Origin of the sequence: Solibacillus ferritrahens (assembly GCF_037027585.1) — a bacterium.
Classification (GTDB): domain Bacteria; phylum Bacillota; class Bacilli; order Bacillales_A; family Planococcaceae; genus Solibacillus; species Solibacillus ferritrahens.
The window spans coordinates 1-23,168 of the sequence record NZ_JAXCLE010000001.1 but is presented as its reverse complement, the minus strand read 5'-3'; the positions used below and the strand labels follow the sequence as shown (position 1 = coordinate 23,168).

At 36.8% G+C, this 23,168-nt stretch carries 25 protein-coding genes, 1 rRNA gene and 1 pseudogene; 17 read left to right on the top strand and 10 right to left on the bottom strand.

The window, feature by feature from the left end; all coding sequences use genetic code 11:
* Positions 1-18 precede the first annotated feature (18 nt).
* Positions 19-351 (bottom strand): YuzD family protein, encoded by a 333-nt coding sequence (locus SNE38_RS00135; protein WP_191703848.1) that lies wholly within the window; start codon positions 349-351, stop codon positions 19-21.
* On the opposite strand from SNE38_RS00135, the pseudogene SNE38_RS00130 reads away from it, so the two are divergent.
* Positions 350-672, top strand: a pseudogene (locus SNE38_RS00130) (NifU family protein). The gene SNE38_RS00135 and the pseudogene SNE38_RS00130 sit on opposite strands and share 2 nt — an antisense overlap.
* Positions 673-773: 101 nt before the next feature.
* On the opposite strand, the gene SNE38_RS00125 reads toward SNE38_RS00130, so the two are convergent.
* Positions 774-1,466: a DUF2225 domain-containing protein gene (locus SNE38_RS00125; RefSeq protein WP_191703849.1), complete on the bottom strand. Its 693-nt coding sequence runs from the start codon at positions 1,464-1,466 to the stop codon at positions 774-776.
* A gap of 206 nt (positions 1,467-1,672) precedes the next feature.
* On the opposite strand from SNE38_RS00125, the gene SNE38_RS00120 reads away from it, so the two are divergent.
* The 5 genes from SNE38_RS00120 (at position 1,673) to SNE38_RS00100 (ending at position 5,826) form a co-directional block, all read left to right on the top strand.
* Positions 1,673-2,047, top strand: coding sequence for a HesB/IscA family protein (locus SNE38_RS00120; RefSeq protein ID WP_191703850.1), 375 nt, complete (start codon positions 1,673-1,675; stop codon positions 2,045-2,047).
* 160 nt (positions 2,048-2,207) lie between these two features.
* The gene (locus SNE38_RS00115) at positions 2,208-3,413 is read left to right on the top strand and encodes an EAL-associated domain-containing protein (RefSeq protein ID WP_191703851.1); all 1,206 of its coding nucleotides are present in this window, start codon (positions 2,208-2,210) and stop codon (positions 3,411-3,413) included.
* Positions 3,414-3,568: 155 nt separating this feature from the next.
* The gene (locus SNE38_RS00110) at positions 3,569-4,780 is read left to right on the top strand and encodes an NAD(P)/FAD-dependent oxidoreductase (protein WP_191703852.1); all 1,212 of its coding nucleotides are present in this window, start codon (positions 3,569-3,571) and stop codon (positions 4,778-4,780) included.
* Between the two features lie 80 nt (positions 4,781-4,860).
* A complete protein-coding gene (locus SNE38_RS00105) occupies positions 4,861-5,358 on the top strand; it encodes an NUDIX domain-containing protein (protein WP_191703853.1) in 498 nt (165 codons plus the stop codon).
* A gap of 141 nt (positions 5,359-5,499) precedes the next feature.
* Entirely contained in the window at positions 5,500-5,826 is a 327-nt protein-coding gene (locus SNE38_RS00100) for a YuiB family protein (RefSeq protein ID WP_191703854.1), read from the top strand.
* Between the two features lie 52 nt (positions 5,827-5,878).
* Here the strand turns inward: SNE38_RS00100 and SNE38_RS00095 are convergent, their stop codons facing one another.
* The gene (locus tag SNE38_RS00095; RefSeq protein WP_336045601.1) at positions 5,879-6,370 is read right to left on the bottom strand and encodes a divergent PAP2 family protein; all 492 of its coding nucleotides are present in this window, start codon (positions 6,368-6,370) and stop codon (positions 5,879-5,881) included.
* 145 nt (positions 6,371-6,515) lie between these two features.
* Between SNE38_RS00095 and SNE38_RS00090 the strand changes: the two genes are divergently transcribed.
* From SNE38_RS00090 to SNE38_RS00080, 3 genes are all read left to right on the top strand, one after another.
* Positions 6,516-8,015 (top strand): leucyl aminopeptidase, encoded by a 1,500-nt coding sequence (locus SNE38_RS00090; RefSeq protein WP_336045600.1) that lies wholly within the window; start codon positions 6,516-6,518, stop codon positions 8,013-8,015.
* Between the two features lie 118 nt (positions 8,016-8,133).
* On the top strand, positions 8,134-8,346 hold the full coding sequence (locus tag SNE38_RS00085; RefSeq protein WP_191703856.1) for a hypothetical protein: 213 nt from the start codon (positions 8,134-8,136) through the stop codon (positions 8,344-8,346).
* Between the two features lie 98 nt (positions 8,347-8,444).
* Positions 8,445-9,005 carry a YufK family protein gene (locus SNE38_RS00080; protein WP_336045790.1) on the top strand — a complete coding sequence of 187 codons (561 nt, stop codon included), beginning with the start codon at positions 8,445-8,447 and terminating at the stop codon, positions 9,003-9,005.
* A gap of 91 nt (positions 9,006-9,096) precedes the next feature.
* Here SNE38_RS00080 and SNE38_RS00075 read toward each other — a convergent pair whose 3' ends face one another.
* Together SNE38_RS00075 and SNE38_RS00070 are read right to left on the bottom strand one after the other, a co-directional pair.
* Positions 9,097-10,947, bottom strand: coding sequence for a transglycosylase domain-containing protein (locus SNE38_RS00075; protein ID WP_336045599.1), 1,851 nt, complete (start codon positions 10,945-10,947; stop codon positions 9,097-9,099).
* Positions 10,948-11,044: 97 nt separating this feature from the next.
* Entirely contained in the window at positions 11,045-12,262 is a 1,218-nt protein-coding gene (locus SNE38_RS00070) for an MFS transporter (protein WP_191703858.1), read from the bottom strand.
* A gap of 188 nt (positions 12,263-12,450) precedes the next feature.
* Between SNE38_RS00070 and SNE38_RS00065 the strand changes: the two genes are divergently transcribed.
* Both SNE38_RS00065 and SNE38_RS00060 read left to right on the top strand, forming a co-directional pair.
* Positions 12,451-13,038, top strand: coding sequence for a peptidylprolyl isomerase (locus tag SNE38_RS00065; protein ID WP_191703859.1), 588 nt, complete (start codon positions 12,451-12,453; stop codon positions 13,036-13,038).
* Between the two features lie 22 nt (positions 13,039-13,060).
* The gene (locus SNE38_RS00060; RefSeq protein WP_318247690.1) at positions 13,061-13,306 is read left to right on the top strand and encodes a hypothetical protein; all 246 of its coding nucleotides are present in this window, start codon (positions 13,061-13,063) and stop codon (positions 13,304-13,306) included.
* A gap of 53 nt (positions 13,307-13,359) precedes the next feature.
* Here SNE38_RS00060 and SNE38_RS00055 read toward each other — a convergent pair whose 3' ends face one another.
* Positions 13,360-14,535 (bottom strand): MalY/PatB family protein, encoded by a 1,176-nt coding sequence (locus SNE38_RS00055; RefSeq protein WP_191703860.1) that lies wholly within the window; start codon positions 14,533-14,535, stop codon positions 13,360-13,362.
* A gap of 79 nt (positions 14,536-14,614) precedes the next feature.
* On the opposite strand from SNE38_RS00055, the gene SNE38_RS00050 reads away from it, so the two are divergent.
* The gene (locus tag SNE38_RS00050) at positions 14,615-14,875 is read left to right on the top strand and encodes a DUF1871 family protein (RefSeq protein ID WP_191703861.1); all 261 of its coding nucleotides are present in this window, start codon (positions 14,615-14,617) and stop codon (positions 14,873-14,875) included.
* Between the two features lie 16 nt (positions 14,876-14,891).
* Here the strand turns inward: SNE38_RS00050 and SNE38_RS00045 are convergent, their stop codons facing one another.
* On the bottom strand, positions 14,892-15,119 hold the full coding sequence (locus SNE38_RS00045; protein ID WP_191703862.1) for a helix-turn-helix domain-containing protein: 228 nt from the start codon (positions 15,117-15,119) through the stop codon (positions 14,892-14,894).
* A gap of 126 nt (positions 15,120-15,245) precedes the next feature.
* Positions 15,246-16,574 carry a sodium-dependent transporter gene (locus SNE38_RS00040; RefSeq protein ID WP_191703863.1) on the bottom strand — a complete coding sequence of 443 codons (1,329 nt, stop codon included), beginning with the start codon at positions 16,572-16,574 and terminating at the stop codon, positions 15,246-15,248.
* A 246-nt stretch (positions 16,575-16,820) separates the two neighbouring features.
* Between SNE38_RS00040 and yugI the strand changes: the two genes are divergently transcribed.
* The 3 genes from yugI to SNE38_RS00025 all read left to right on the top strand — a co-directional run bounded on the left by yugI (position 16,821) and on the right by SNE38_RS00025 (position 19,899).
* Complete coding sequence (gene yugI, locus SNE38_RS00035; protein ID WP_191699868.1) at positions 16,821-17,195, top strand: S1 domain-containing post-transcriptional regulator GSP13; 375 nt, start codon at positions 16,821-16,823, stop codon at positions 17,193-17,195.
* Between the two features lie 227 nt (positions 17,196-17,422).
* Positions 17,423-18,667, top strand: coding sequence for a Glu/Leu/Phe/Val family dehydrogenase (locus SNE38_RS00030; protein ID WP_191703864.1), 1,245 nt, complete (start codon positions 17,423-17,425; stop codon positions 18,665-18,667).
* Between the two features lie 68 nt (positions 18,668-18,735).
* Complete coding sequence (locus tag SNE38_RS00025; RefSeq protein ID WP_191703865.1) at positions 18,736-19,899, top strand: iron-containing alcohol dehydrogenase; 1,164 nt, start codon at positions 18,736-18,738, stop codon at positions 19,897-19,899.
* 61 nt (positions 19,900-19,960) lie between these two features.
* On the opposite strand, the gene SNE38_RS00020 is transcribed toward SNE38_RS00025, so the two are convergent.
* Positions 19,961-20,950, bottom strand: coding sequence for a cation diffusion facilitator family transporter (locus tag SNE38_RS00020; RefSeq protein WP_191703866.1), 990 nt, complete (start codon positions 20,948-20,950; stop codon positions 19,961-19,963).
* Positions 20,951-20,963: 13 nt separating this feature from the next.
* Positions 20,964-21,683 carry an MgtC/SapB family protein gene (locus SNE38_RS00015; RefSeq protein ID WP_336045598.1) on the bottom strand — a complete coding sequence of 240 codons (720 nt, stop codon included), beginning with the start codon at positions 21,681-21,683 and terminating at the stop codon, positions 20,964-20,966.
* A 142-nt stretch (positions 21,684-21,825) separates the two neighbouring features.
* Between SNE38_RS00015 and SNE38_RS00010 the strand changes: the two genes are divergently transcribed.
* Entirely contained in the window at positions 21,826-22,716 is an 891-nt protein-coding gene (locus SNE38_RS00010) for a DMT family transporter (RefSeq protein ID WP_191703868.1), read from the top strand.
* Between the two features lie 167 nt (positions 22,717-22,883).
* Positions 22,884-23,168: ribosomal RNA gene (locus SNE38_RS00005) — 16S ribosomal RNA — on the top strand; the annotation flags it as partial.

The window sequence follows — 23,168 nt, the reverse complement described above, 5'->3', positions numbered from 1 at the left end:
TGCTAAAGAGGCATTTTCTTACTCTGAAATTGGCTCAAAGCCTGCTGCTTCAAGTGCTGAGAAGACAGGTTTGATTTGTACATAACCTTCTCCGACAACTTCATCATTTACTAGAACCAGTGGATAGAAAAATTCATCTTCTTGTATGCGATTGGCATAATCTTGATCACGCTCGTTATCAATTGCACCTTCAATGTCGATATAACGAATCGTAAACGGTTGTTCGGGATATTTACGTGAGATTGCAGCTTGAAGCCATTCGTATGTATCTTTAGAAGAAGGTGCGTTCACACAGCTTGCACAAATGATATTTGCACCGAACACTTCAATAATTGGCTGAGATTGTGACATGGGAATTCCAACCTTTCGCTATTCAATAATGGATTTTTTTGCTCCTTCACATTATAATGATTTTAATGAAGGGAGTCGAGCAAAATGACAGAAACAGAACAATATGCACAAGTACAGGAAGTTTTAGATAAATTACGCCCGTTTTTATTACGCGATGGCGGAGACTGTGAATTAGTTGATATTGAAGAAGGTATCGTAAAGCTGCGTTTACTAGGCGCATGCGGTAGCTGCCCAAGTTCTACAATTACGTTAAAAGCAGGTATCGAACGTGCACTATTAGAAGAAGTACCAGGTATTGTTGAAGTAGAGCAAGTATTCTAAATAATGGTATTAGCCCTTAAATATTGGGTTATAACATTTTATAGAAGATAGCAAAAAAAGCATGAGCTGCCTTTAATTTAATATTAAGGCAGCTCTATTTTTTATAGGGGCATTTTTTCCCGTTCTTCTCGAACCAAATCCCATTGTTCCTTGGCCATCTCAATAAGTTTTGCTTCGCCACCAACACGCTGACTTTCGATGACGCGTGAGAAGAAGCGCGTTGCATTTTGATAATCGTGGATGCGACGGGATAATTCAGCAATCAAATACATAATACGTACGGGAGACATTTGTGAACCTGAATAATCTTCTGTCGAGAAGCTTTCCATATAAAAATCACGGGCCATTTTAAGGAAACGTTGTTCTTGCCCTGTATTTTTAACGGAGCGGTATAACCATGCAAGTCGTAAGGTCAAACCAGAAATAATAACAAATTTCTCCTTTTTAATTGTCGCACATAATAACGCAAGCTTATATGCCTGGATGGCATCGAAAACCGTACGCTCACCTTTAAAGTTATGGGGTATCCAATTATTAGTGATTTGAATAGTGATTTTTTCTTTAACTCCTGGGGCAAAATATTTATTGAAGTCTTCCGTAAAGGAAAATCCACAATGCTGACAAACGAATACATTATAGTATAATGCGTTGACCTCATTATCTGCATATATTGGTTGGAAATCGGATTCTGTATGGTCAACTTTTATGGATTTTGAACGCACTTTTAATGTGGGAAATTTTTTTTGGCAGTTTAAGCATTCAATTTCTTTTTCATAGTATGGGGAAATTATCATAGGTATCATACCTCTCGCATAAGTAATAACTATATTATAGCAGGGATAGCAAAGGGAAAGTGATAAAGTAAATGAATAAATATGATTTTTTAGGTATTTTTTCCTTTTAAAATAAAAAGTGAGTAGTAAAATAATTGTATTAGGCAGTTTTGTTGTCAGATACGAATTACAATTGATATGATAAGTAAAGAAGGTAGGTGACTGAAATGGCAAGTGAAAAACAAGTAATCATATTAACAGAAGCGGCCTCATTTCAAGTCAAAGAAATGATGGTCCATAACGAAGAGGAAAATGCCAGCTTACGTATTGCAGTAAAAGGCGGTGGTTGTAGTGGCCTTTCTTATGGAATGGCATTTGAGCAAACAGTCAATGAAGATGACTATATCGATAACCAACACGGAATCCAAATTATCGTATCAAAAGAAGATGCGGGTATTTTACAGGATACAAAAATTGATTTTAAACAATCATTAATGGGCGGCGGTTTCACAATCGACAACCCGAACGCACTTGCTTCATGCGGCTGCGGCACAAGCTTTAAAGCGGCAGCACGACCAGCAGAAGAGCAACCATGTGAATAAGAATGAAAATGATTAAGTCTTTAGCGATAAGTGCTAAAGACTTTTTTAATTCAGATATTTCCTATAATGGAACTATGTTTTAGTGTATACTTTTGTATTATTATAAGGATTGAATTATTATAATAGTAAAACCATAACCATACTGCTAGGGGGCATTGAGGTGAGTGTATTAGAGTTATTGGATAAGCTTGATCAAATCGAAATTTTATATGAGCCGATCTATAGTGCAGATGGACATCGCGTAATCGCATATGAAGTAATTGGTCAAGTGGAAAGCGAAAATGATGTAATTAATATAGAAAAATTCACATATGAAAAAGATGTTCCTGCCGATATTAGAGCAGAAATCGAGCAATTATTTGTCCGGAGATCTTTGCAGGCAGTTACGGATTTAATCGATGATTTTGGTTTATACATTCCATGCAATCCAGAATTGCTTATGCTTGATTTTGGCGAAAGCTACTTTTCAATGTTAAAGGAATTAGTTGTAGAATCTAATTTATCGAATATTACACTTGTAATGACTGAACATAAATTTGATGGGGAAATGAATCAACTTCAACATCTTATCCGTTATATAAAGACATATGGCATTAAAATTGCGTTTGCAGAAGTCGGGTCTCAAACACAGCTCGAAAATATATTGCTGCTTGAGCCATCCATTTTAAAATTGAATGTAGGTCAGCTGAATTACAATTTATGGGGTGCACAAAATCATGCCTTTTCTACAATTCGTACACTCGCTGTAAAGATGGGCACTCAATTATTAATTGAAAATATTGAAACTGTATATCAATTGCAGCATGGATGGAAAAATGGGGCCAGGTATTATAAAGGACCTTATTTACAACTTCCACAGAAGGAACTTCATGCGCGGGATTCATTAAAAGAGCGTTTCCGCAATGAGTGTGAACAATTTATTGCTACAGAGAAGAAACAGCTTCTACAAAAATATGATGAAATGAAGCGTCTGGAGCGAGTAATTTGTACAGTTGTTGAACAATTAAATCCTACGGGTACACAATATGAAAAATTATTGGAACTGGCAAAAGCTCTGGAAGATTGTACGTTCCGACTTTATATTTGCGATAATAATGGTTTCCAAACATCACCGAATATCCGATGGAATGAAGGCAAGTGGGAGATGCATCAAGAAACTATAGGGAAAAATTGGAGTTGGCGACCTTATTTCCTATTGAATATTATTAAAATGACAAAAGACAATCAGGGAGAATTGTCTTCCGTATATAGCGACATAGAAACAGGAGAATTAACACGTACCTATTCGATGGCCATTGCCAATGAAGAATTTCTATTTATAGATATCAGATATGACTATTTATATGAGCATAACATCGTTAATTAATAGAATGCTATTTACTAATTTGTTTGAAATAACCATTAAAAAACGCTACTATTAAGAGTAGTAATTTCGTAAAAAAGTAGCATATTCTAGCGTACAGCAAATAGAAAGTTTCTATAACTTGCGCTAGTACATTAAAATTAAGGGGGTTTTGATTGATGAAAAGACCGACAATTTTAGTATTAGGCGCAGGTTATGGTGGATTAACTACTACTGTTAATTTACAAAAGCTTGTCAACGCAAACGAAGCAGAGATTATTTTAGTGAACAAAAATGACTATCATTATGAAACGACATGGTTGCATGAAGTTGGGGCAGGAACGATTTCTCCTGACAAGGCGCGCTACCCTATTTCAAAAGTAATTAATCATAACGTAACCTTTGTAAAAGCAAATATTGAAAGCATCGATGTCAATACAAAAATAGTTGGTACTTCTGCCGGGGATTTCACGTATGATTATTTAGTCATTGGATTGGGCTTTGAAGGTGAAACTTTCGGTATCCCAGGTTTGAAAGAGCATGCATTATCATTAACTAATATTAATACTGCACGCCAAGTTCGCGAGCATATTGAATATCAGTTTGCTTCCTGGACATTGGATGAAGTAAAAGACGATAGCAAATTAACAATCATCGTCGGTGGAGCAGGCTTTACAGGAATTGAATTTTTGGGAGAGCTGGGTAACCGTATCCCTGAGCTATGTAAAGAATTTGATATACCTAAAGAAAAAGTACGTTTGCTCTGTGTAGAAGCAGCTTCGACAGTATTACCCGGGTTTGATCCGGAGCTTGTTGATTATGCAAAAGCACAATTATCCAAAAAGGGCGTAGAGTTTTCGATTGGGACACCAATTGTTGAAGCGACAGCAGAAGGTGTGAAAATTAGAAAAGATGAAGAAGAAATTGAATTTATTAAAGCAGGTACGGTCGTATGGGCAGCAGGAATACGAGGGAATGCTTTAGTGGAATCAAGTGGCATCGAGTCGAATCGAGCACGTATTGCTGTACGTGAAGACATGCGCGCACCAGGCTTTGATGATGTATTTATCGTAGGGGATTGTGCTTTTCTACTAAATGAAGAGGTGGGGCGTCCTTATCCGCCAACTGCGCAAATTGCGATGCAGCAAGGTGTTACCATTGCAAAAAATATTAAACATTTAATTAATGAAGAGTCTACAGAAGTATTTGTATACGATGATAAAGGTGCTGTCTGTTCATTAGGGCATGAAGATGCTATTGGGACTGCATTTGATCGTAAATTTACCGGTAAGCCGGCATCTGCATTAAAAAAAGTAGTTGATGACCGTGCCCTGTATTTAGTTGGTGGTGTAGGCTTAACACTGAAAAAAGGGAAATTTAAATTTTTATAATCTAACTTCAAACTTGCAAACGAGTGTGCAACACTTCTTTTGCAAGTTTTTTTATCAGCATAACAAGGGGGATTTCTATTATGAAAAAGGACAGAGGGAAAGTATGGCTTGGGGTTGCTGCCATTGTTGAAAACCAAGCGGGCGAATGGCTGCTCGTAAAAAAAACTTATGGTGGCCTTAAAGGAGTTTGGTCGCTGCCAGCAGGCTTCGTTCAGGAAGCAGAAACGGTAACGGCTGCAACAATGCGTGAAGTTTTAGAGGAGACAGGTATCGTTTGTAATGTGAAAGGATTGGCAGGATTTCGATCAGGTGTGATTTTAAATGATATTAGCGATAATATGGCTATTTTTCATTGTGAGCCAATCGATAATAATCAACCGTTTCTATTACAGGAGAAAGAAATTGTTGAAGCTTGCTGGATGGCACCAGCAGATATCGTACAGCATGAATTATCATCCGTTATGTTGAAGGAGATGGCGCACCAGCAAGTTGTTAATCATATTCATCCAATCATAGAAAATATTAATCCAGGGGATGTATTCGGCTATAGCGAATATCATTTATTTTTCAAGAAATAATTACTAACTAAATTAAAAAACAATTTACTTTATGGAGAAGTATTGACAATTTTAATCTCCTGTTCATTATTATGGATGTTGAATTGAAAGTACCCACTATATCATGTAAAATTATGAGAGGTTATTGGGGGTATACATAACATGAATGATGTTTCATTAGTACAGTTAATCATTTCAATCGTTTTATTTTTTGTCATGTTTTTCGGAATCGGATTTTTATTGAATATGTTATTGCGTATGACATGGTTAATGGCCATTGTTTATCCGGTTGTCGTAATTTTTATTATTGATGAGGTAAGGTTTTTAGATTATATCTTTAAACCTAGTATGGCATTTTCTGCACTATTAGATAAAATTCAGGCATTACAGCTCGTTGATATATTAATTTTAGCGGGTGGCTTCGGAGGCGCAATTGTAGCGGGATTCGTTATGATCGCTCTTCGAAAGGCAGGTTATCGGATGTTTTAAAAATAAAAAATGGTCTGTTAAAAGAAATCTAAACTTTTAACAGACCATTTTTTTATAAACCTTGAACACTATACCACACAACTGCGAGCACTATTCCTGCAAGTCCACCAATGAATACTTCACTTTTTTTATGCCCTAATAACGTTTTTAAATCTTCTATTTTTTCCTGCTCATTCATTTCAGGCCAACGTTTGATTTCACCAAAAAATAACTGAAGGTCATGTCGGATTTCGTTTAAAACTGCTGCATGTTGTCCAGCTTGAAAGCGTACATGACTCGCATCATACATTACAATGCCAGCTAACATTGCAGCAACAGCAAAAGTTACAGAATCAAAGCCTGCCTCTATACCAACTGCAGTGGCAATGCTCGTTACAGCAGCAGAGTGGGAACTCGGCATCCCCCCTGTAGAAGTTAACAAGCTCCAGTCGAACTTTCTAGTAACAATAAAATTGATTGGAACTTTTAATATTTGCGCAAAAACAATTGCGAAAATCCCGAGCCAAAGTGGCGTATTTTGCAGAAGTTCGATAATTACACCCACTTTCTCATAATTGCAATAATTATACCATTTTTCCTATGTTTGATTAAAATTAAACTCACAGAAAAATAAAAAAATTGTTTCTTTCGTTACCCGAATTAACTTATTTTGTATATAATAAAACTATACATTAGGAGGTTTTAAACATATGAACATTGAAGTGATGGCAAAAACATTTGATACACAAACTTCGGAAACGCTAATTATCGGTGTACAAAAGCACCGCGAGCAAATGAAAAATTGGTCAACTTTTAGTGATTTCTATGGAGAGACAATTAATACATGGCTTCATAATGGGGAAATTTCAACTGAGTCTAAAACAATTACGAAATTGCCGTTTTCAGGAAACCATTCTTCACTTAAGCGTATTTATTTTGTTGGTCTAGGTGAGCGCAAACATATGACAGCAAATGAACTACGCGAAGCATTTGCAACAGCAGGTAAAGAATTAAAGAAAGCAAAAGTAAGTGATGTCGCAATTTGGGTAGAATCATTTACTACTGATCAATTAGAAGAAACAGAAGTCGCATATTTAGCTGGTGAAGGGTTAAATTTAGGCTACTATACAACACTAAGCTATAAAACATCTTCAAATGAACCAAACACATACTTAGATCAAGTTCAATTTGTAACAGAAACTAAGATTGAAGAGGTAGTAGAAAACTTCGAGGTTGGGAAAGTGTATGCAGATGCAGTAAATGAAGCGCGTACTTTAATTAACTTACCACCGAATTTACTTACAGCTACAGATTTAGCTGATTATGCAACAGAGCTTGCAAATATTTACGATTTAGAAGTGGAAGTTTTAAATAAAGCACAGCTTGAAGAATTAGGTATGGGCGGTATTTTATCTGTCAACAAAGGTTCTGTAGAAGAGCCGCGTTTAATTACGATTAAATACCAGGGCAAACCAGAGTGGGAAGACGTGATCGGTTTTGTCGGCAAAGGTGTAACATATGACACGGGCGGCTATTCTTTAAAACCTCGTGATGGTATGGTTGGTATGAAAGGTGATATGGGTGGTGCGGCAGCTGTACTTGGTGCGATGCGCATTATTGGTGAAACACGACCAAAACAAAATGTAGTAGCAGTAATCGGCTCTACAGATAATATGGTATCTGGTGAAGCCTTTAAACCAGATGATGTAATTACAATGTACAATGGAAAAACCGTGGAGGTACTCAATACAGATGCTGAAGGTCGTTTAGTACTGGCAGATGCCATGACATATGCCAAACAGCAAGGTGCCAATTACTTAATCGATGTTGCTACTTTAACTGGCGGAGTCATTGTTGCACTTGGAAAAGATAAAACGGGTGCTTTAACAAACAACGAGGAGTTTTTCGAGGAGTTTATGGAAGCAGCGATAGAAACAGGCGAATTCGTTTGGCGCTTACCATTAACAGAAAGCGATAAAAAGCGTATTCGAAAATCAGATATTGCGGATTTAAATAACTCGCCTGGACGTGATGGACATATGATTTTCGGTGGAGGCTTTGTTGGGGAATTCGCAGAAGAAACTCCATGGATTCACCTTGATATTGCAGGTACATCAGATGCGGGTGCACCACATGCTTTAGGACCAAAAGGTGGAACTGGCGTCATGGTACGTACGTTAGCTACATTAGTAGAGCTGCGCGATAATTAATATATTGAGAAGAAGTCCTGTAGGTATAAAACTTACAGGACATCTTTTATTTTTAGGCAATTGACTAACGGCCCTATAAATTATGAATACACTATTCATAAGGGAGGAGGACATAAACATGGTTAATCGTAACCCATATAATAATGCAGGGTTTGTATATCCATTTGGTGTTCCGTTTTTAGGTAGTTTTCTAGGAGGCTTTTTAGGGGGGTCACTTAATAACAGGTACTCACCTAATTACCCACCATACGGACCATACCCACCAAATTATCCACCGAATTACTACTACCCACCTTATAATTATCCACCATACCGACGACGTTATTGGTAAACAGGCAATAATTATAGGTAAAGACATACTTGCTCGTAACAGTATTGTTGGCTATGATGGAAGAAGGAAATATTACGATTTTTGAGGGAAATAAAATTATGAAAAACCCATATTTATATGGCTACTTACCATTAATTACAATCATTTTATTTAGCTTTTCATTCAGTATGTTTGCTATATCTGAATCCTTACAATTACTTCACGCGATTGGTGTATACAACGGTATGCGTGAGTTTTTATCGGATTTGGAATTGCGTTTCGTACTACTGATTGTATTTGCACTTTTATTTTTTATGCTATTCTCAGCGTTAAAGCTTATAGGAGAAACTGTCCATGAGCTAGGAATGTTATTTTTCTCAAAAGATAAAGAGGGGCAAACAATTCATGTAGCTCGTGGTGGATATGTTATCTTCTTTTTCGGAGCATTTGCTTCTATCATCGGATTTCAATCATTACCCATTCTAGTCATAGTTTTTTTAATAACAGTATTTTGTTATTTTATTTACAATGTCTATAAAATGAGTCAGTATATGTCTATTGCAGGTGTGATTGGCTTAATTTTTTTTGAAATAATTACATGGTCAGTATTATTCGCGTTAATCGTCTATGCGATTGTTAAGCTCTACAATGGAATACTTGCGGGTTTGCCATTTGCATAAAATTAAAAAAGCTTGTTAGCATTTTAGCGGGGGAGGTGCGCTATACAATAGTTAACAAGCTTTTTTATATTATTTTGCTGTTTCTACATACTTAATCTGTTATCGCATTAAATATTGAAAAATGAATTTTAGAACTTTCAATTGAGTCCATTGATCGAGGTTTGTCATATCCAATCCAAATAGCCGTTGTATAATCTTTTGTTAGCCCTGCTACCCAGTAATCTTTAAATGCATTTGTCGTACCTGTTTTCGCGCCGACATAGCCTGAAGCACTATAAAGACCACGCGCAGTACCACTTGTTACAGTTGCATTCAATAAATCACGCATCGTTTTCGTCGTTGTTGCAGACCAAATTTCCTCACGATCACGAGACCAGCTATAAAGCACTTTTCCTGTTAAGTCTGTCACTTTACGGATGCTACGTACAGGTGAGTAAAAGCCATCAATAAAGCTAGAATAGGCATCGGCCAGTTCAAGTGATGTTACCCCATATGTTAATCCACCCAATGCTGCCGCATAAGTATGATCTTTGTCCACTATTGATTGAAAGCCGAATCGATCTATATAAGAAAAAGCTGTATCGACTCCAACCGTATTAAAAATTCGGAGTGCACTTGTGTTGATACTATTTTTGAAAGCTGTTTCAACAGTTACATTGTTATACCAAATGCGGCCGTAATTTTCTGGACAAAAGTTGCCAATACAATACGGACCACCATTTATAATCGAATTTTTCGTACCGGTAGTCGTTTCAAAATAAGGTGCAAATACACTAATCGGTTTAAATGCAGAGCCTGGCTGTCTAGGTGCTTGGTAAGCGCGGTGTAAATCGTGCTTTTTATAATCTTTGCCACCAAAAATACTGACAACTTCCCGTGTTTCATTATCAATAACAGTTGCACTTGCCTGTAAATCGGTATTCGGTAAGATACGATTGATCGCTATTTCATCTTGACGCTGTTTTTCCGGTTGAAGTGCTGTATATACATTGATACCTTGACGTAGTATCAAATCAATTTTCTTTTGAAGCTCTAATTGTAAAAATTCCTTTTCCATTTTATCTGAAGTCTTGTCAATAAGTTCGCGATAGCCAGTTTGCTCTGCGATAAGCCACTTTAGCTCCTGCAAGACGAATGTGCTGTAACTAGGATATTGTTGAGTCTTTTGTTTTACTTCCAATTGAATTATTTCATCTTTATAGGCAGTCGCTTCTGTTGCAGTAATAGCACCATGTTCCGTGAGCTTATCGATTAATCGTTCTTGGCGATTTTTTGTGTTTTCAAAATGATGAATAGGATCGTATAAGGATGGGCTATTAGGAATTGCTGCGATAAAAGCAATTTCAGCAAGCGAAAGCTTTGTTAACGGGCGATTAAAATAATAAGTTGCCGCAGCCCCGATTCCATAAACTTGATTGCTAAAATACATTTCGTTTAAATACATTTCAAGAATTTCATCTTTTGAATAGGTCTTTTCTATTTCATATGCATAAAAAAGCTCCATTAATTTCCGTTCATATGTTTTGTCTGTAGACAAATAGCGCATTCTTACAAGCTGTTGCGTAATGGTAGACCCACCTTGTTGAATGGATTGTTCGGACGTATTAGCAATAAATGCCCGAGCTATGGCACTTACGTCAAAACCAATATGATTGTAAAAGCTTTCATCTTCACTATAAATAAATAGCTGTTTTACTATTTCAGGTATTTCATTCAAGGCAAGGGGCTGTGACCATTCTGTATATTCTTCGCTGAAAATATCCTTATTAGCATCATATAAATTGACGGGTAATGTTGAGACGACTTCAGGAAGTTCAATAGATTGTGTGATTAGTTGTTCATGTTGTCTGGCTTTCCCTATTTCCTTCCATACTTCACTACCGATTAATAGGAGTAAAGGGATGCTACATAAAATGACTATGTAGCCGAATGTTTGTTTCATCTTTTAATCGGCCCCCATATGTATATGTTTACCAACATCAATCGTTAATTTTCTCTAGATGTTGTACTCTAAAAAAGAATACCATATTCATATAGATTTAAGCATGGTTTTTTAAGAGTTCCTTCATATTTTGCTCAGGTAGTTTTTTCAAAAATGACATGACAATAAACGCGATTAAAAATAATAAGCTAGTTGAATAGAATACTGAGTGAATACCGCCGATACTAGCAACTACTCCGCCCAAAACCGGTCCCAGAATATTGCCAAGGAAACGGAAACTTTGATTGTAGCCCATAATTTCCCCTTGAACCTCGATTGGAGCTTCCCGGCGAATAAGAGCAGAAGTGATTGGAATAAGCCCTCCTGAAACAATTCCGAATAAAAAGCGCAATCCAATTAACTGCCATAACTCTGTTACAAAAGCTTGGGGAATAATGATTATTACAGCAACGATTAATAAATAGGATAATATTTTTTCATAGCCGTAATGGTCACTTAATTTCCCCCAAAACCTGGCAAAGCAAATATTTCCGAGCCCTGCAGCACTAAAAGTAATACCCGCAAGCAATGCGACTTCCTGTGAAGGAGTAAGCTCTGAAACATAGAGTGACAGCAAAGGCTGAATACTAAAGTTTCCGATTTGAATTAATGTTGTTACAAGCATGACGTTTATAATTAATCGATGATGAAAAATTGCCCAAATCACATTCTTGCTTGCGTAAATTGCATTTTTTGTTTTACGTACAATGGTCGGTTCATGAATACCCACAATGATAATTACCGCCGCAATACCAATCGCAACTGCCGTAATAATAAATGTATATTTAAAGCCAAATGTATCTGCCATTAGTCCACCTAAAACAGGACCAAATAATGTCCCGCCAACGCTCCCCATTTGCAGAGTGCCTAACGTTTTTCCAGCAACTTCTTTTGGCGTATGCCTACTTATAAAGGCGATAGAAGTTGGAATAAAGCCGGTTACGACACCCATCACTAACCTTAATACGAAAAATTGCTCAACATTTTGGACGTAACCCATCAAAAAAATACTTGTTGCTACACCAAAGCAGTTAATAATCATAATGGGTTTGTACCCGTACTTGTCCGCTATTCTCCCCCAAATAGGTGACATTAAAAATGCCGTAACAAAGGTCGCAGCGAAGATTAAACCAGCCCACGTTTGAACGTAGTCGTCTGAAAAATCTCCTAACGTATCAATATATAAAGACAAAAACGGCATGATCATCGTAGCGGCCGCTGCAACTATAAAATTTGCTACTAAAATGATGATGAAATTATGTCTCATATTTTTCAAATTAATCACATTCTTCCATAATATTTGTAATATAGTATAACTTATTTCGTAATACGAAGGAAGTCCTTCACATGTTATTAGCTTAAAATAACAGAGTTATGGTAAACTGAAACTTGGTAGAAAAGGGGAAGTTCGGTTCTATTACCTATACCCAACCATTCCATAATTTATTTAAAGGAGAGACAAAAATGTTTCCACAATTATCAAAAGAATTAAATCCAGGCGAAGTAATGGTAGAAATGAACACAACAATGGGTTCAATCAAAATTAAATTATTCCCAGAGCACGCACCAAAAACAGTTGAAAACTTTTTAGGTCACGCGAAATCAGGTTATTATAACGGTATTATTTTCCACCGTGTTATTCCAAAGTTCATGATTCAAGGTGGCGACCCTACTGGTACAGGTATGGGCGGAGAATCAATCTGGGGCGGTACATTCGAAGATGAGTGTGTTCCTGAATTATTAAATATCCGTGGTGCTTTATCAATGGCTAATGCTGGCCCAGGCACAAACGGTTCTCAATTCTTCATCGTACAAGCACCACAAGTAGAAGTATCTATGCTAAAACAAATGGAAGTACGCGGTTGGTCGAAGGAAGATGTAGAAGTATACAAGAAAAACGGTGGTACGCCATGGTTGGACGGTAAACATACTGTATTCGGACAAGTAGTGGAAGGTATGGATGTTGTTGACAAAATTACGAACGTTGACCGAAATATGCACGATAAACCAAAAGAAGATGTTAAGATTGAGTCAATCACTGTAATTGACTAAATTTTAAAGGAAGTGTGAGCACGTGAACCAATTTTTAATGAATTTCTCTGGTGGCTTTTTGTATTTTCCGGAAGACAAATCACTATATCTTCCCGCTGCAATTGAATTCGCAATCTTACTGATTATTGTTTTTGCTACATTCCGTTTTATTCGTCGTATCGCTGCTCGCCAAGCTGCACAAGCAAAAGTTTTAGAAGAACGCGCATTAAAGGAACGTAATGAGCGTATGGCTAAAGAACAGGCATCGGAACAGTTACAAAAACAATAATCATAATGTAGAAGGGGCTATCCGAAAATTTTCCGGATAGCCCCTTTATTTTGTTATTTAAATGTTTGCAAAGTCTTTTTAATGCGTTCAACACCATCTTTTAACGTATCAAATGGACATGCAACATTGATTCGTAAAAAGCCTCGACCTGCTTCAGTGTATTTCGTACCAGGATCTAGAGCAACTTGTCCGATTGTTAGAAGTCGATTCATCATTTCCTTTTCTTCAATGCCAGTTGCGCGGTAATCTATCCACATTAAATAGGTTGCATCAGGAATTTTTACAGTAATTCCTTCAATCGCATTTAATTCTTGTGCAACATATTCCATATTATTTTTTAAGTATAAAAGCAGTTCATCTAACCATGCGCCACCATCATTATAGACAGATTTTACAGCGGTGCATGCAAAAGTATTTAAGCCGAGGTTTCCATGTGCCTGCGAGTTTTTTCCGAGAGCTGTAAATAACTCTTTATTAGGCGCAACAATCATTGCAGCGTGAATGCCCGCTATATTAAATGTTTTTGTAGGCGCAATACAAGTAATGATTTTTGCTTCATCAGCATTTGCCAACGTTAAAATAGGTGTATAGGCTTTCTGAATTAAAATGTCTGCATGAATTTCATCGGATAATAAATACACATCATATTGAATACATAATGCGACAAGCTGTTCAAGTTCTTGACGCCCCCAAACAATACCTGCTGGATTATGTGGATTACATAGAATAAACATTTTAACACCAGTACGGAAAACTTCTTCTAGTGTCTCGAAATTAATTGTATAAATTCCATTCTTTTCTGTTAAGTCGCAAGTCACGACTTCCCGCATCTGGTCTTTTGGGACATTGAAGAATGGGGGATATGCCGGAGTAGACATGGCAATTTTGTCTCCCACTTCTGTGAATGTCTCAATTATTGTAGCAATTGCAGGCACTACACCAGGTTGGAATAGAATGGTAGTTGGATCAATTCGCCACTCATGACGTGTTTCAAACCATTTGACGATTGCATCTTTTACATCGTCGTTCGCAAATGTATAGCCGAATACAGGATGCTCCAAGCGTTCCTTTATAGCCTGGATCATTGCTGGGGGAGGGGGGAAATCCATATCAGCCACCCACATTGGTAAAATATTTGAAGTATCATCTAAATTGTATACAACATTCATCATATCCCATTTAATTGAATTGGAATTTCGACGCTCATGAATTTCGTTAAAAAAAGTCATAATAAACCTCTTTTCTATAGAATTTATTTTTACTTATGTTATCATACAACTATTATAAGAGAGTATTAAGGTGAGGGAAATGGAAAATATTGAAATGAATCAAAAGTGTGTTCATATATTACAAAACTGGGATCCATTCGGATTTGGTATTAATAGCTATGATACGGAGACAGCTGATGTTGTAGCCGCATTACAAGGAATAGATGATCCAACAGAGCTGGCAAAAGTAATTCAAAAAGTTTATGAATATTCATTTGAACAATGGATTCCTTTTGAACGCTGTGTAGCTATTGCATATAAATTAATTGCTGTAAAATTCGAAGCGAAATGCATAATTTAAAAAAAGCGAGCGACCTTTAGCTGAGGCCGCTCGCTTTTAAATTTAAGCCATCCATTAAATTTGATACAGGTACTTCCAAAATCGTCGATAATAATAATATTGTCTGCGTCGAAGGGATTTGGTCACCTTTTTCATAGGCTGTCAGCTTTTCAATGCCTACTTGTGTCTTTTTTGAAAGATCTTCAATGGATAAGTTTTTTTCTAGACGCAATATTTTTAACTGTTCATGAAGCTGTAATTTCACTTGGTGCACATCCTTCCAATATATTCTTTTTATTTAATTATAATATGTAGAACTATTGATGAAATCACCTTTTTATGACAAAAATAAAAAACTTGTTCGAAATTTAATTCGAACAAGTCCTTAAAATTAGCTAAAGAAAACTTTATTAATAAAAATAGCAACGATGGAGATAGGTGCTAAATAGCGTACGATGAATAGCCAGACCGTATATAAAATTGGCGATGCCTGGATTTCTTCACGTGAAATTTTCTTGGAATAATGGTATCCAGCAAATAGCGAAGTTAAAAGGGCACCAATTGGCATTAAAATCGCACTCGTTACATAATCCACAAAGTCGAAAATAGAGCGATCAAAAATCGATATGTCGGACAGAATACCAAATGATAACGCACTTGGAATACCTACGATAAAAATGATGGCAGCAAATAACGTAGATGCTTTTTTACGTTGCTCTGTTTTTTCGCGTATACCAATTGAAACAACTACTTCTAATAAGGCGATGGAAGAAGTGACAGTGGCAAAGAGCAATAAGATGAAAAAGACAAGCAATAAAAAACTACCGAACGGCAATTGCTCAAATACTGCAGGAATCATAATGAAGACTAAGCCAGGTCCTTCTGTAGGAGAAAAGCCAAGTGCAAAAACTGCCGGGAAAATTACAAGACCCGCTAATAATGATATCGCAATGTTCAACGTTGCAACATTCATAGCCGAAGTTACGATTTTTTCTTTTCTAGATAGATAAGATGCGTAAGTAATCATCGCAGCGACGCCAATACTTAGTGAAAAGAAGGCCTGTCCTAATGCTAAAATTAATGTCTCACCATTTAAATAGGACCAATCAGGAATAAACATGAATTTTACACCTTCAAAGGCTCCTTCTAATGTAATCGAACGGATAAATAGCAAGATGAAAAAAATGAACAATAATGGCATCATCCATTTACTAGCCGATTCGATTCCGTTTTTAATGCCGGCTTGGACGATAACTAAAGTCAAAATCATAAAGCATGCCTGTGCAATTAGGACTTCCATTGGATTTGAAATAATATCCGTAAATAATGCGCCAAAGTCATTCCCTTGACCAGTAAGGGAAAATGTAGTTGCTCTGACAATATAGCTCAATATCCAGCCACCAACGACACTATAAAACGATAGGATGAGTCCACATGCAACTAGCCCGATCCATCCAATCATAAACCAAGGCTTTCCTGGTGCCTGCTCTTTAAAAGAGGTAATCGGATCTTTTTGACCTCTTCGTCCAATCATAAACTCAGCAATTAAAATCGGTAACCCGATCAAAACTGTACATAATACAAATAATAAAATAAAAACACTACCACCATTTGTTCCCGCCATATAAGGGAACTTCCAAATAGCTCCAAGACCGATTGCGCTACCTGCAGCAGCCAATATAAATCCAATCTTAGATGTAAATTGATCTCTAGATGACAAAAGACAACCTCCTCATGTGTATGCAAATAAACATTTTACAATAATATTCGCAAATTTTGCAAAAAAGATTTAGTGAAATGATAAATTCCATGCAACAAACAATAAAATAATTTTAATTATTGGGTTTTTATTATAATTATTGATAGAAAAACGCTAGACTAATACGATTCTTTGTTACTGTAAGCTTCATATGTTATAATTTAACATGACATTTACGTATATACGAAAAGAAGGTAGGAACAAAGTATGGCAAAAAAAATTGAAGTGGGTGACGTGTTAACCGGTAAAGTAACAGGAATACAACCATACGGAGCTTTTGTTGCTTTAGATGAATTTACGCAAGGGCTTGTGCATATTTCTGAAATCACATATGGTTTTGTGAAGGATGTTAGTGAATTTTTATCCGTTGGTGATGAAATACAAGTAAAGGTTTTAGATGTAGATACAGATCAAAAAAAAATAAGCTTATCCATTCGTGAACTTCAAGAAGTACCCTTTCATCGGAAAAGGGATATGCAACCTCGCCGTTCTTTACAAGATCGGGTAGATGAAGTAGATGCAGATGGTTTTCAGATTTTAAAGGAAAAATTAAAGGACTGGATTGAACAATCTGGACATTAAATAGCACACCTCATTATATAAATGGATAATGAGGTGTGTTTTTAAATGCGGAAAATAGGTTAATTAAGAATAAACATGGTTTAAAAAGTATTTTTTTTCATAAATTATTATTGAAATAATAAAAGTGCTTAAAATGTGACGAAATATTTAACAAACTCTGAATGAAGTATGTTACAATGTTGGCGGAAAGACACAAATACAATAATTTTAAAGAGGCGAATAATATAATGGCTGAAAATTTAAATTTATTCACATCTACTCAAGAAGTAATTCATGAGGCATTAAATAAACTAGGCTATGATGAGGCAATGTATGAATTACTAAAGGAACCTGTCCGTATGTTAACAGTACGAATTCCTGTAAAAATGGACGACGGTACGACTAAGGTATTCACAGGTTACCGTGCACAACATAATGATGCAGTTGGTCCTACAAAGGGCGGAGTACGTTTCCACCCAATGGTTTCGGAGGAAGAAGTGAAAGCGCTTTCTATGTGGATGACATTGAAATGTGGTATTGTCGACCTTCCTTACGGTGGAGGTAAAGGCGGCGTTATTTGCGATCCTCGTGAAATGTCAATGGGTGAAATCGAACGCTTGAGTCGTGGTTATGTACGTGCTATTAGTCAAGTGGTAGGTCCTACTAAAGATATTCCAGCTCCAGACGTGTTCACAAATGCTCAAATTATGGCTTGGATGATGGATGAGTATAGCCGTATGGATGAATTTAACTCGCCAGGATTTATCACAGGTAAACCAATTGTACTTGGAGGCTCACAAGGGCGCGATCGTGCGACGGCTGAAGGTGTAACAATTGTAATTGAGGAAGCAGCAAAAAAACGCGGGATCGAAATTAAAGGTGCACGTGTTGTTATCCAAGGCTTCGGGAATGCTGGTAGTTTCTTAGCGAAATTCATGAGCGATTTAGGAGCAAAAGTAATCGGGATTTCAGATGCGCACGGTGCATTACATGATCCTAATGGTTTGGACATTGACTATTTATTGGACCGACGTGATTCGTTCGGTACTGTAACAACACTATTTGAGAACACTATTTCAAATAAGGAACTATTGGAATTAGACTGCGATATTCTAGTGCCGGCTGCAATTGAAAATCAAATTACAGCTGACAATGCGCACCATATTAAAGCGAACATCGTTGTAGAAGCGGCAAATGGTCCAACTACTGCAGAAGCTACTAAGATTTTAACAGATCGTGGCATTCTGTTAGTGCCGGATGTTTTAGCCTCTGCAGGCGGTGTAACAGTATCCTACTTTGAATGGGTTCAGAATAATATGGGTTATTATTGGACTGAAGAAGAAGTCCGTGAGAAATTATATGCAAAAATGGTTACAGCGTTTGATAATGTATATACAACAGCGCAAAATCGCAATATTAATATGCGTTTAGCTGCCTACATGGTAGGGGTACGCCGAACTGCCGAGGCTTCTCGCTTCCGTGGATGGGTATAATCATTATAAAATAAAGTCTCACTCCCAATGTGGGGTGAGGCTTTTTTTGAAAATAGGGGGAATTATAAGTGAACAATTTTTCATTTTACAATCCGGTAAAAATACACTTTGGTAAGGGAAGTATCGAAAACTTACGAATGGAACTTCCGCAATACGGGAAAAACATTTTAATTGTATATGGCGGCGGAAGTATTAAAGCTAATGGTGTTTACGAATCAATCATGTCAATTTTGAATGATTTGGATATGAATGTATTTGAATTATCAGGTGTTGAACCGAATCCACGTGTGGAAACAGCAAGAAAAGGAATTGAAATTTGTAAGCAACATAATGTTGACATCGTATTGGCGGTAGGTGGCGGTTCGGTTATTGACTGCTCTAAATTAATTGCGGCAGGAGCTAAAGTCGAAGAAGATGCCTGGGATATTGTAACGAAGAAAGTGTTGGCATTGGAAGCATTACCTTTGGCGACTGTATTAACGTTAGCGGCAACAGCATCAGAAATGAATTCAGGATCGGTTATTACTAATTTGGAAACAAAAGAAAAGTACGGATGGGGCAGCCCTGCTGTGTTCCCTAAGTTTTCGATTTTAGATCCTTCCTATACATTTACGGTGCCTGCAAATCAAACAGTAAATGGTGTTGTAGATACGATGTCACATATCCTTGAGCAATATTTTAACAATGCGACAAACACACCGATTACAGATGAAATGAGTGAAGGGATTTTACGTACCTTAATTGAAGTTGCTCCTAAAGCTTTAGAGGATCCGTTCAATTATGAACACCGTGAAACATTGATGCTTGCAGGAACGATTGGCTTAAATGGCTTCTTATCACTAGGTTCCCGTGGTGACTGGGCGACACATAATATTGAACATGCTGTTTCAGCTTACTATGATATCGCACATGCAAGTGGTTTAGCGATTATTTTCCCTAACTGGATGAAGCACAATTTACACGTCAATCCCGCACGATTTGCAAAGTTGGCTATCAATGTATTCAATATTGATGCAACAGGCAAAACTGATGAGCAGGTTGCGATGGAAGGAATCGAGGCATTATCAGCATTTTGGACATCTATAGGTGCACCAAACCGCTTAGCAGAGTTTGAAATCGATGCAAGTCATTTTGAAGGAATGGTTGAGCATTGCCTAGTATATGGTCCATTCGGAAACTTCAATAAGCTTGAAGCAGAGGACGTACGAAAAATTTTGGAAATGTCATTATAACAATTATAAAAGGGAAGCTGGTCTGCTATTGGACCAGCTTCCCTTTAATTATAAAAATTAATTAAATCATTCCTTTTTCCGTTTCGGGCTTTGTGACAGTATGTTTCCACGCACGATCCCCGTCATCTTCATCAAAGGCCATTGTCACCTTTGTAACCCCTTTTTGGTTTAATAGTAGGGTAGTTAAATGATCTCGTACATCATCTAAATATGCGAGTGATAGACTAGGATCTGTTTCAGCAATTAATTCGACATGCAAAAATTCGCCCTCTTTTATAACTTCCAATCGTGCAATATCCTTTACGTGAGGATCTTCCATTACTAAGTTTCCGATATGAACTAGCATTTCCTCGTCTGTTTCACCAATAGCTCCACGTGCATTATCCAAAAAGACACGTCCTACTACATAAAACATCATTAAACCGATGATAATTGAAACAATTCCTTCTAATCGGTAAAAGTCTGTAAAGTATGCAATGACAATAGCCAAAAATGCAAGAAGGTTTCCTGAAGTTGCCACTAAGTCTTCCATCCAAACGAGCTTTGTAGCCGGTTTTGCGCGTTTCAGATACTTAGCCGATTGAACAATTGCAATCCCTTTACGTTCTACCCCAACTTCATGCAATACTTCTTTTGCGGCCTTGTTTAGGACGAATAATTCTAATACGAATCCGAGAGTTAATACGCCAAGTGCAATAGCTACCCCTGAAGATTCTGTAGCGGGATGTAGGAAGTGATGCCATCCTTCTTTAATTGTTTCATAAGAAAGAATAGCTACAATTAAAACAGCTCCTAAACATACTAAGTTAACAATACGCCCATATCCGTTGGGGAATCTTGGGGTTGGAGCTTTTTTCGATAACGCGGAACCGATAAATACGAAAAATTGGTTTGCAGCATCCCCGAATGAGTGCATCATCTCTGCGAACATGGCGACATTGCCAGTGAAGAAGAACGCAACCCCTTTTATAATGCCTAAAAATGAATTGACAAAAGCGGCAATTAAGGATGGTTTATTACCACCTTTTATTAACTTAAATAATTCTTCCATGCGTTTTCCTCCATTAATCTAAATACTCAATTTTAATATTTTGAACAAAATTTAGCTTTCTTAGTCGGTTATATAGCTCGATTGTATTATTTGTTTCAATAGTAGTAAACCGAATATCAATTTCGTGCAATATTTTCTCGGAGTTGGATACATCTCGAATGCTTACATTTTCAACGAACATATCATATTTCTTCATATAATCCATCAAATTATTTATATTCTCTGCTTGTTCAGTAATGATAGCTAAAGAAACTTCTCGCATTCTTAATCGTTTCGGTCCGAACTTCATCAATAGAGGGGCAAGAAGTTCAATACCTAATACGACAATAAGAACGGTAATGAATGCTTCTATATAAAAACCTGCACCAACTGCAATACCAATTGCTGCAGCCCCCCAGATCATGGCTGCTGTTATAAGACCTGTAATGCTGTCATTGCCTTTACGTAAAATAACTCCAGCCCCTAAAAATCCAACACCACTAACAATTTGAGCGGCTAAACGTAATGGATCCATCGTAATGTTGATATCATCTCGTGCAGGCGTTGAATAAGCAGTCTCGATTGAAATGATTGTAAGCAAACAGCTAAATGTAGCAATCACCAAACTCGTTTTTAAACCGACTGGCTTCTTTTTTAATTCCCTCTCAATCCCAATGATTAAACTTAGTGTAGCCGCAAATAGTAATTTTAATAAAATTTCTGAAGTGAATTTATCGGTGGCTAACCATTCCATGTCATGATCTCCTTTCTATATAGAATGAAATTCAAACTTTATCGAAAAAAATCCTTTAATAAGGTATAGTTTGTTAAAGTTAGTATGTAAGATTGAAAATGTATCGGATACTAAACTATTTATATAGAAAGAAGGCATTTTTGTGGAAAGACCACCAATTCATCCATATATCCCAATTATGATAGGTGTAATTTCTGTTTCCCTTTCTGCAATCTTTGTAAAACTGGCTAGTGCAGATTCGGGTGTTATTGCATTTTATCGTATGTTGTTTTCAATAATAATTATGCTACCGTGGTTTTTAATGAAATATAGCCATGAAATCAAAATGCTAACAAAACGGGATTGGTTCTTTTCTTCGATAGCAGGAATCTTTTTAGCCTTTCACTTTATCTTGTGGTTTGAGTCACTAAACTACACGTCCGTTGCAAGCTCTACTGTGTTGGTTACAATGCAGCCTTTATTCGCATTTATCGGAACCTATCTGTTTTTTAAAGAGAAAATTACATTAAAGACGTTTGTGGCAGGTGCTATAGCAATTTTAGGGAGTGTCCTGATTAGTTGGGGGGACTTTCAAATTAGCGGTTCAGCACTTTTTGGTGATATTTTAGCGTTAATTGCCTGTGCATTAGTAACCGGATATTTATTGTTTGGTCAAGATGTTAGAAAGAGACTGTCACTTGTAACTTATACAGTGGTTGTTTATTCAGTAAGTACGATTACACTATTCTTTTATATTATTGTAAAAGGAGAATCATTCGGTCCATACCCAGCGATTGATTGGATGTGGTTTTTATTGTTGGCGATTATTCCTAATTTATTAGGGCATAATCTTTTTAACTGGTCATTAAAATGGGTGAGTACAAATGTAATTTCCATTGCTATTTTGTTTGAGCCTGTAGGGGCGGCACTTTTGGCGATGTATATCTTTAATGAGTATTTAACTGCTTCTCAAATAGTAGGTGGTTTAATCGTAATTTTAGGGATAATGTTATTCGTTGTTGATGTGAAAAAGATTTTTAGAAAAAAAGCTTGATTTTATACATCCTTTTAAGGTATATTATTAATTGTCCTTAAGAGGATGGTTACTTCAAAAAATATTTTGCAATAATTATTGGCTTCAGAATTTTAATGTAATATAATATTTCGAGTCAGTGAATTACTAAAAAAACATCAAAATGTTATTGACATGATAACTTTAAAATGGTAACCTTGAGAAGTTCCTTTTTGGAGCTATNTGATTTAGCGGCGGACGGGTGAGTAACACGTGGGTAACCTACCTTATAGATTGGGATAACTCCGGGAAACCGGGGCTAATACCGAATAATACTTTTAAACACATGTTTGGAAGTTGAAAGACGGTTTCGGCTGTCACTATAAGATGGACCCGCGGCGCATTAGCTAGTTGGTGAGGTAACGGCTCACCAAGGCAACGATGCGTAGCCGACCTGAGAGGGTGATCGGCCACACTGGGACTGAGACACGGCC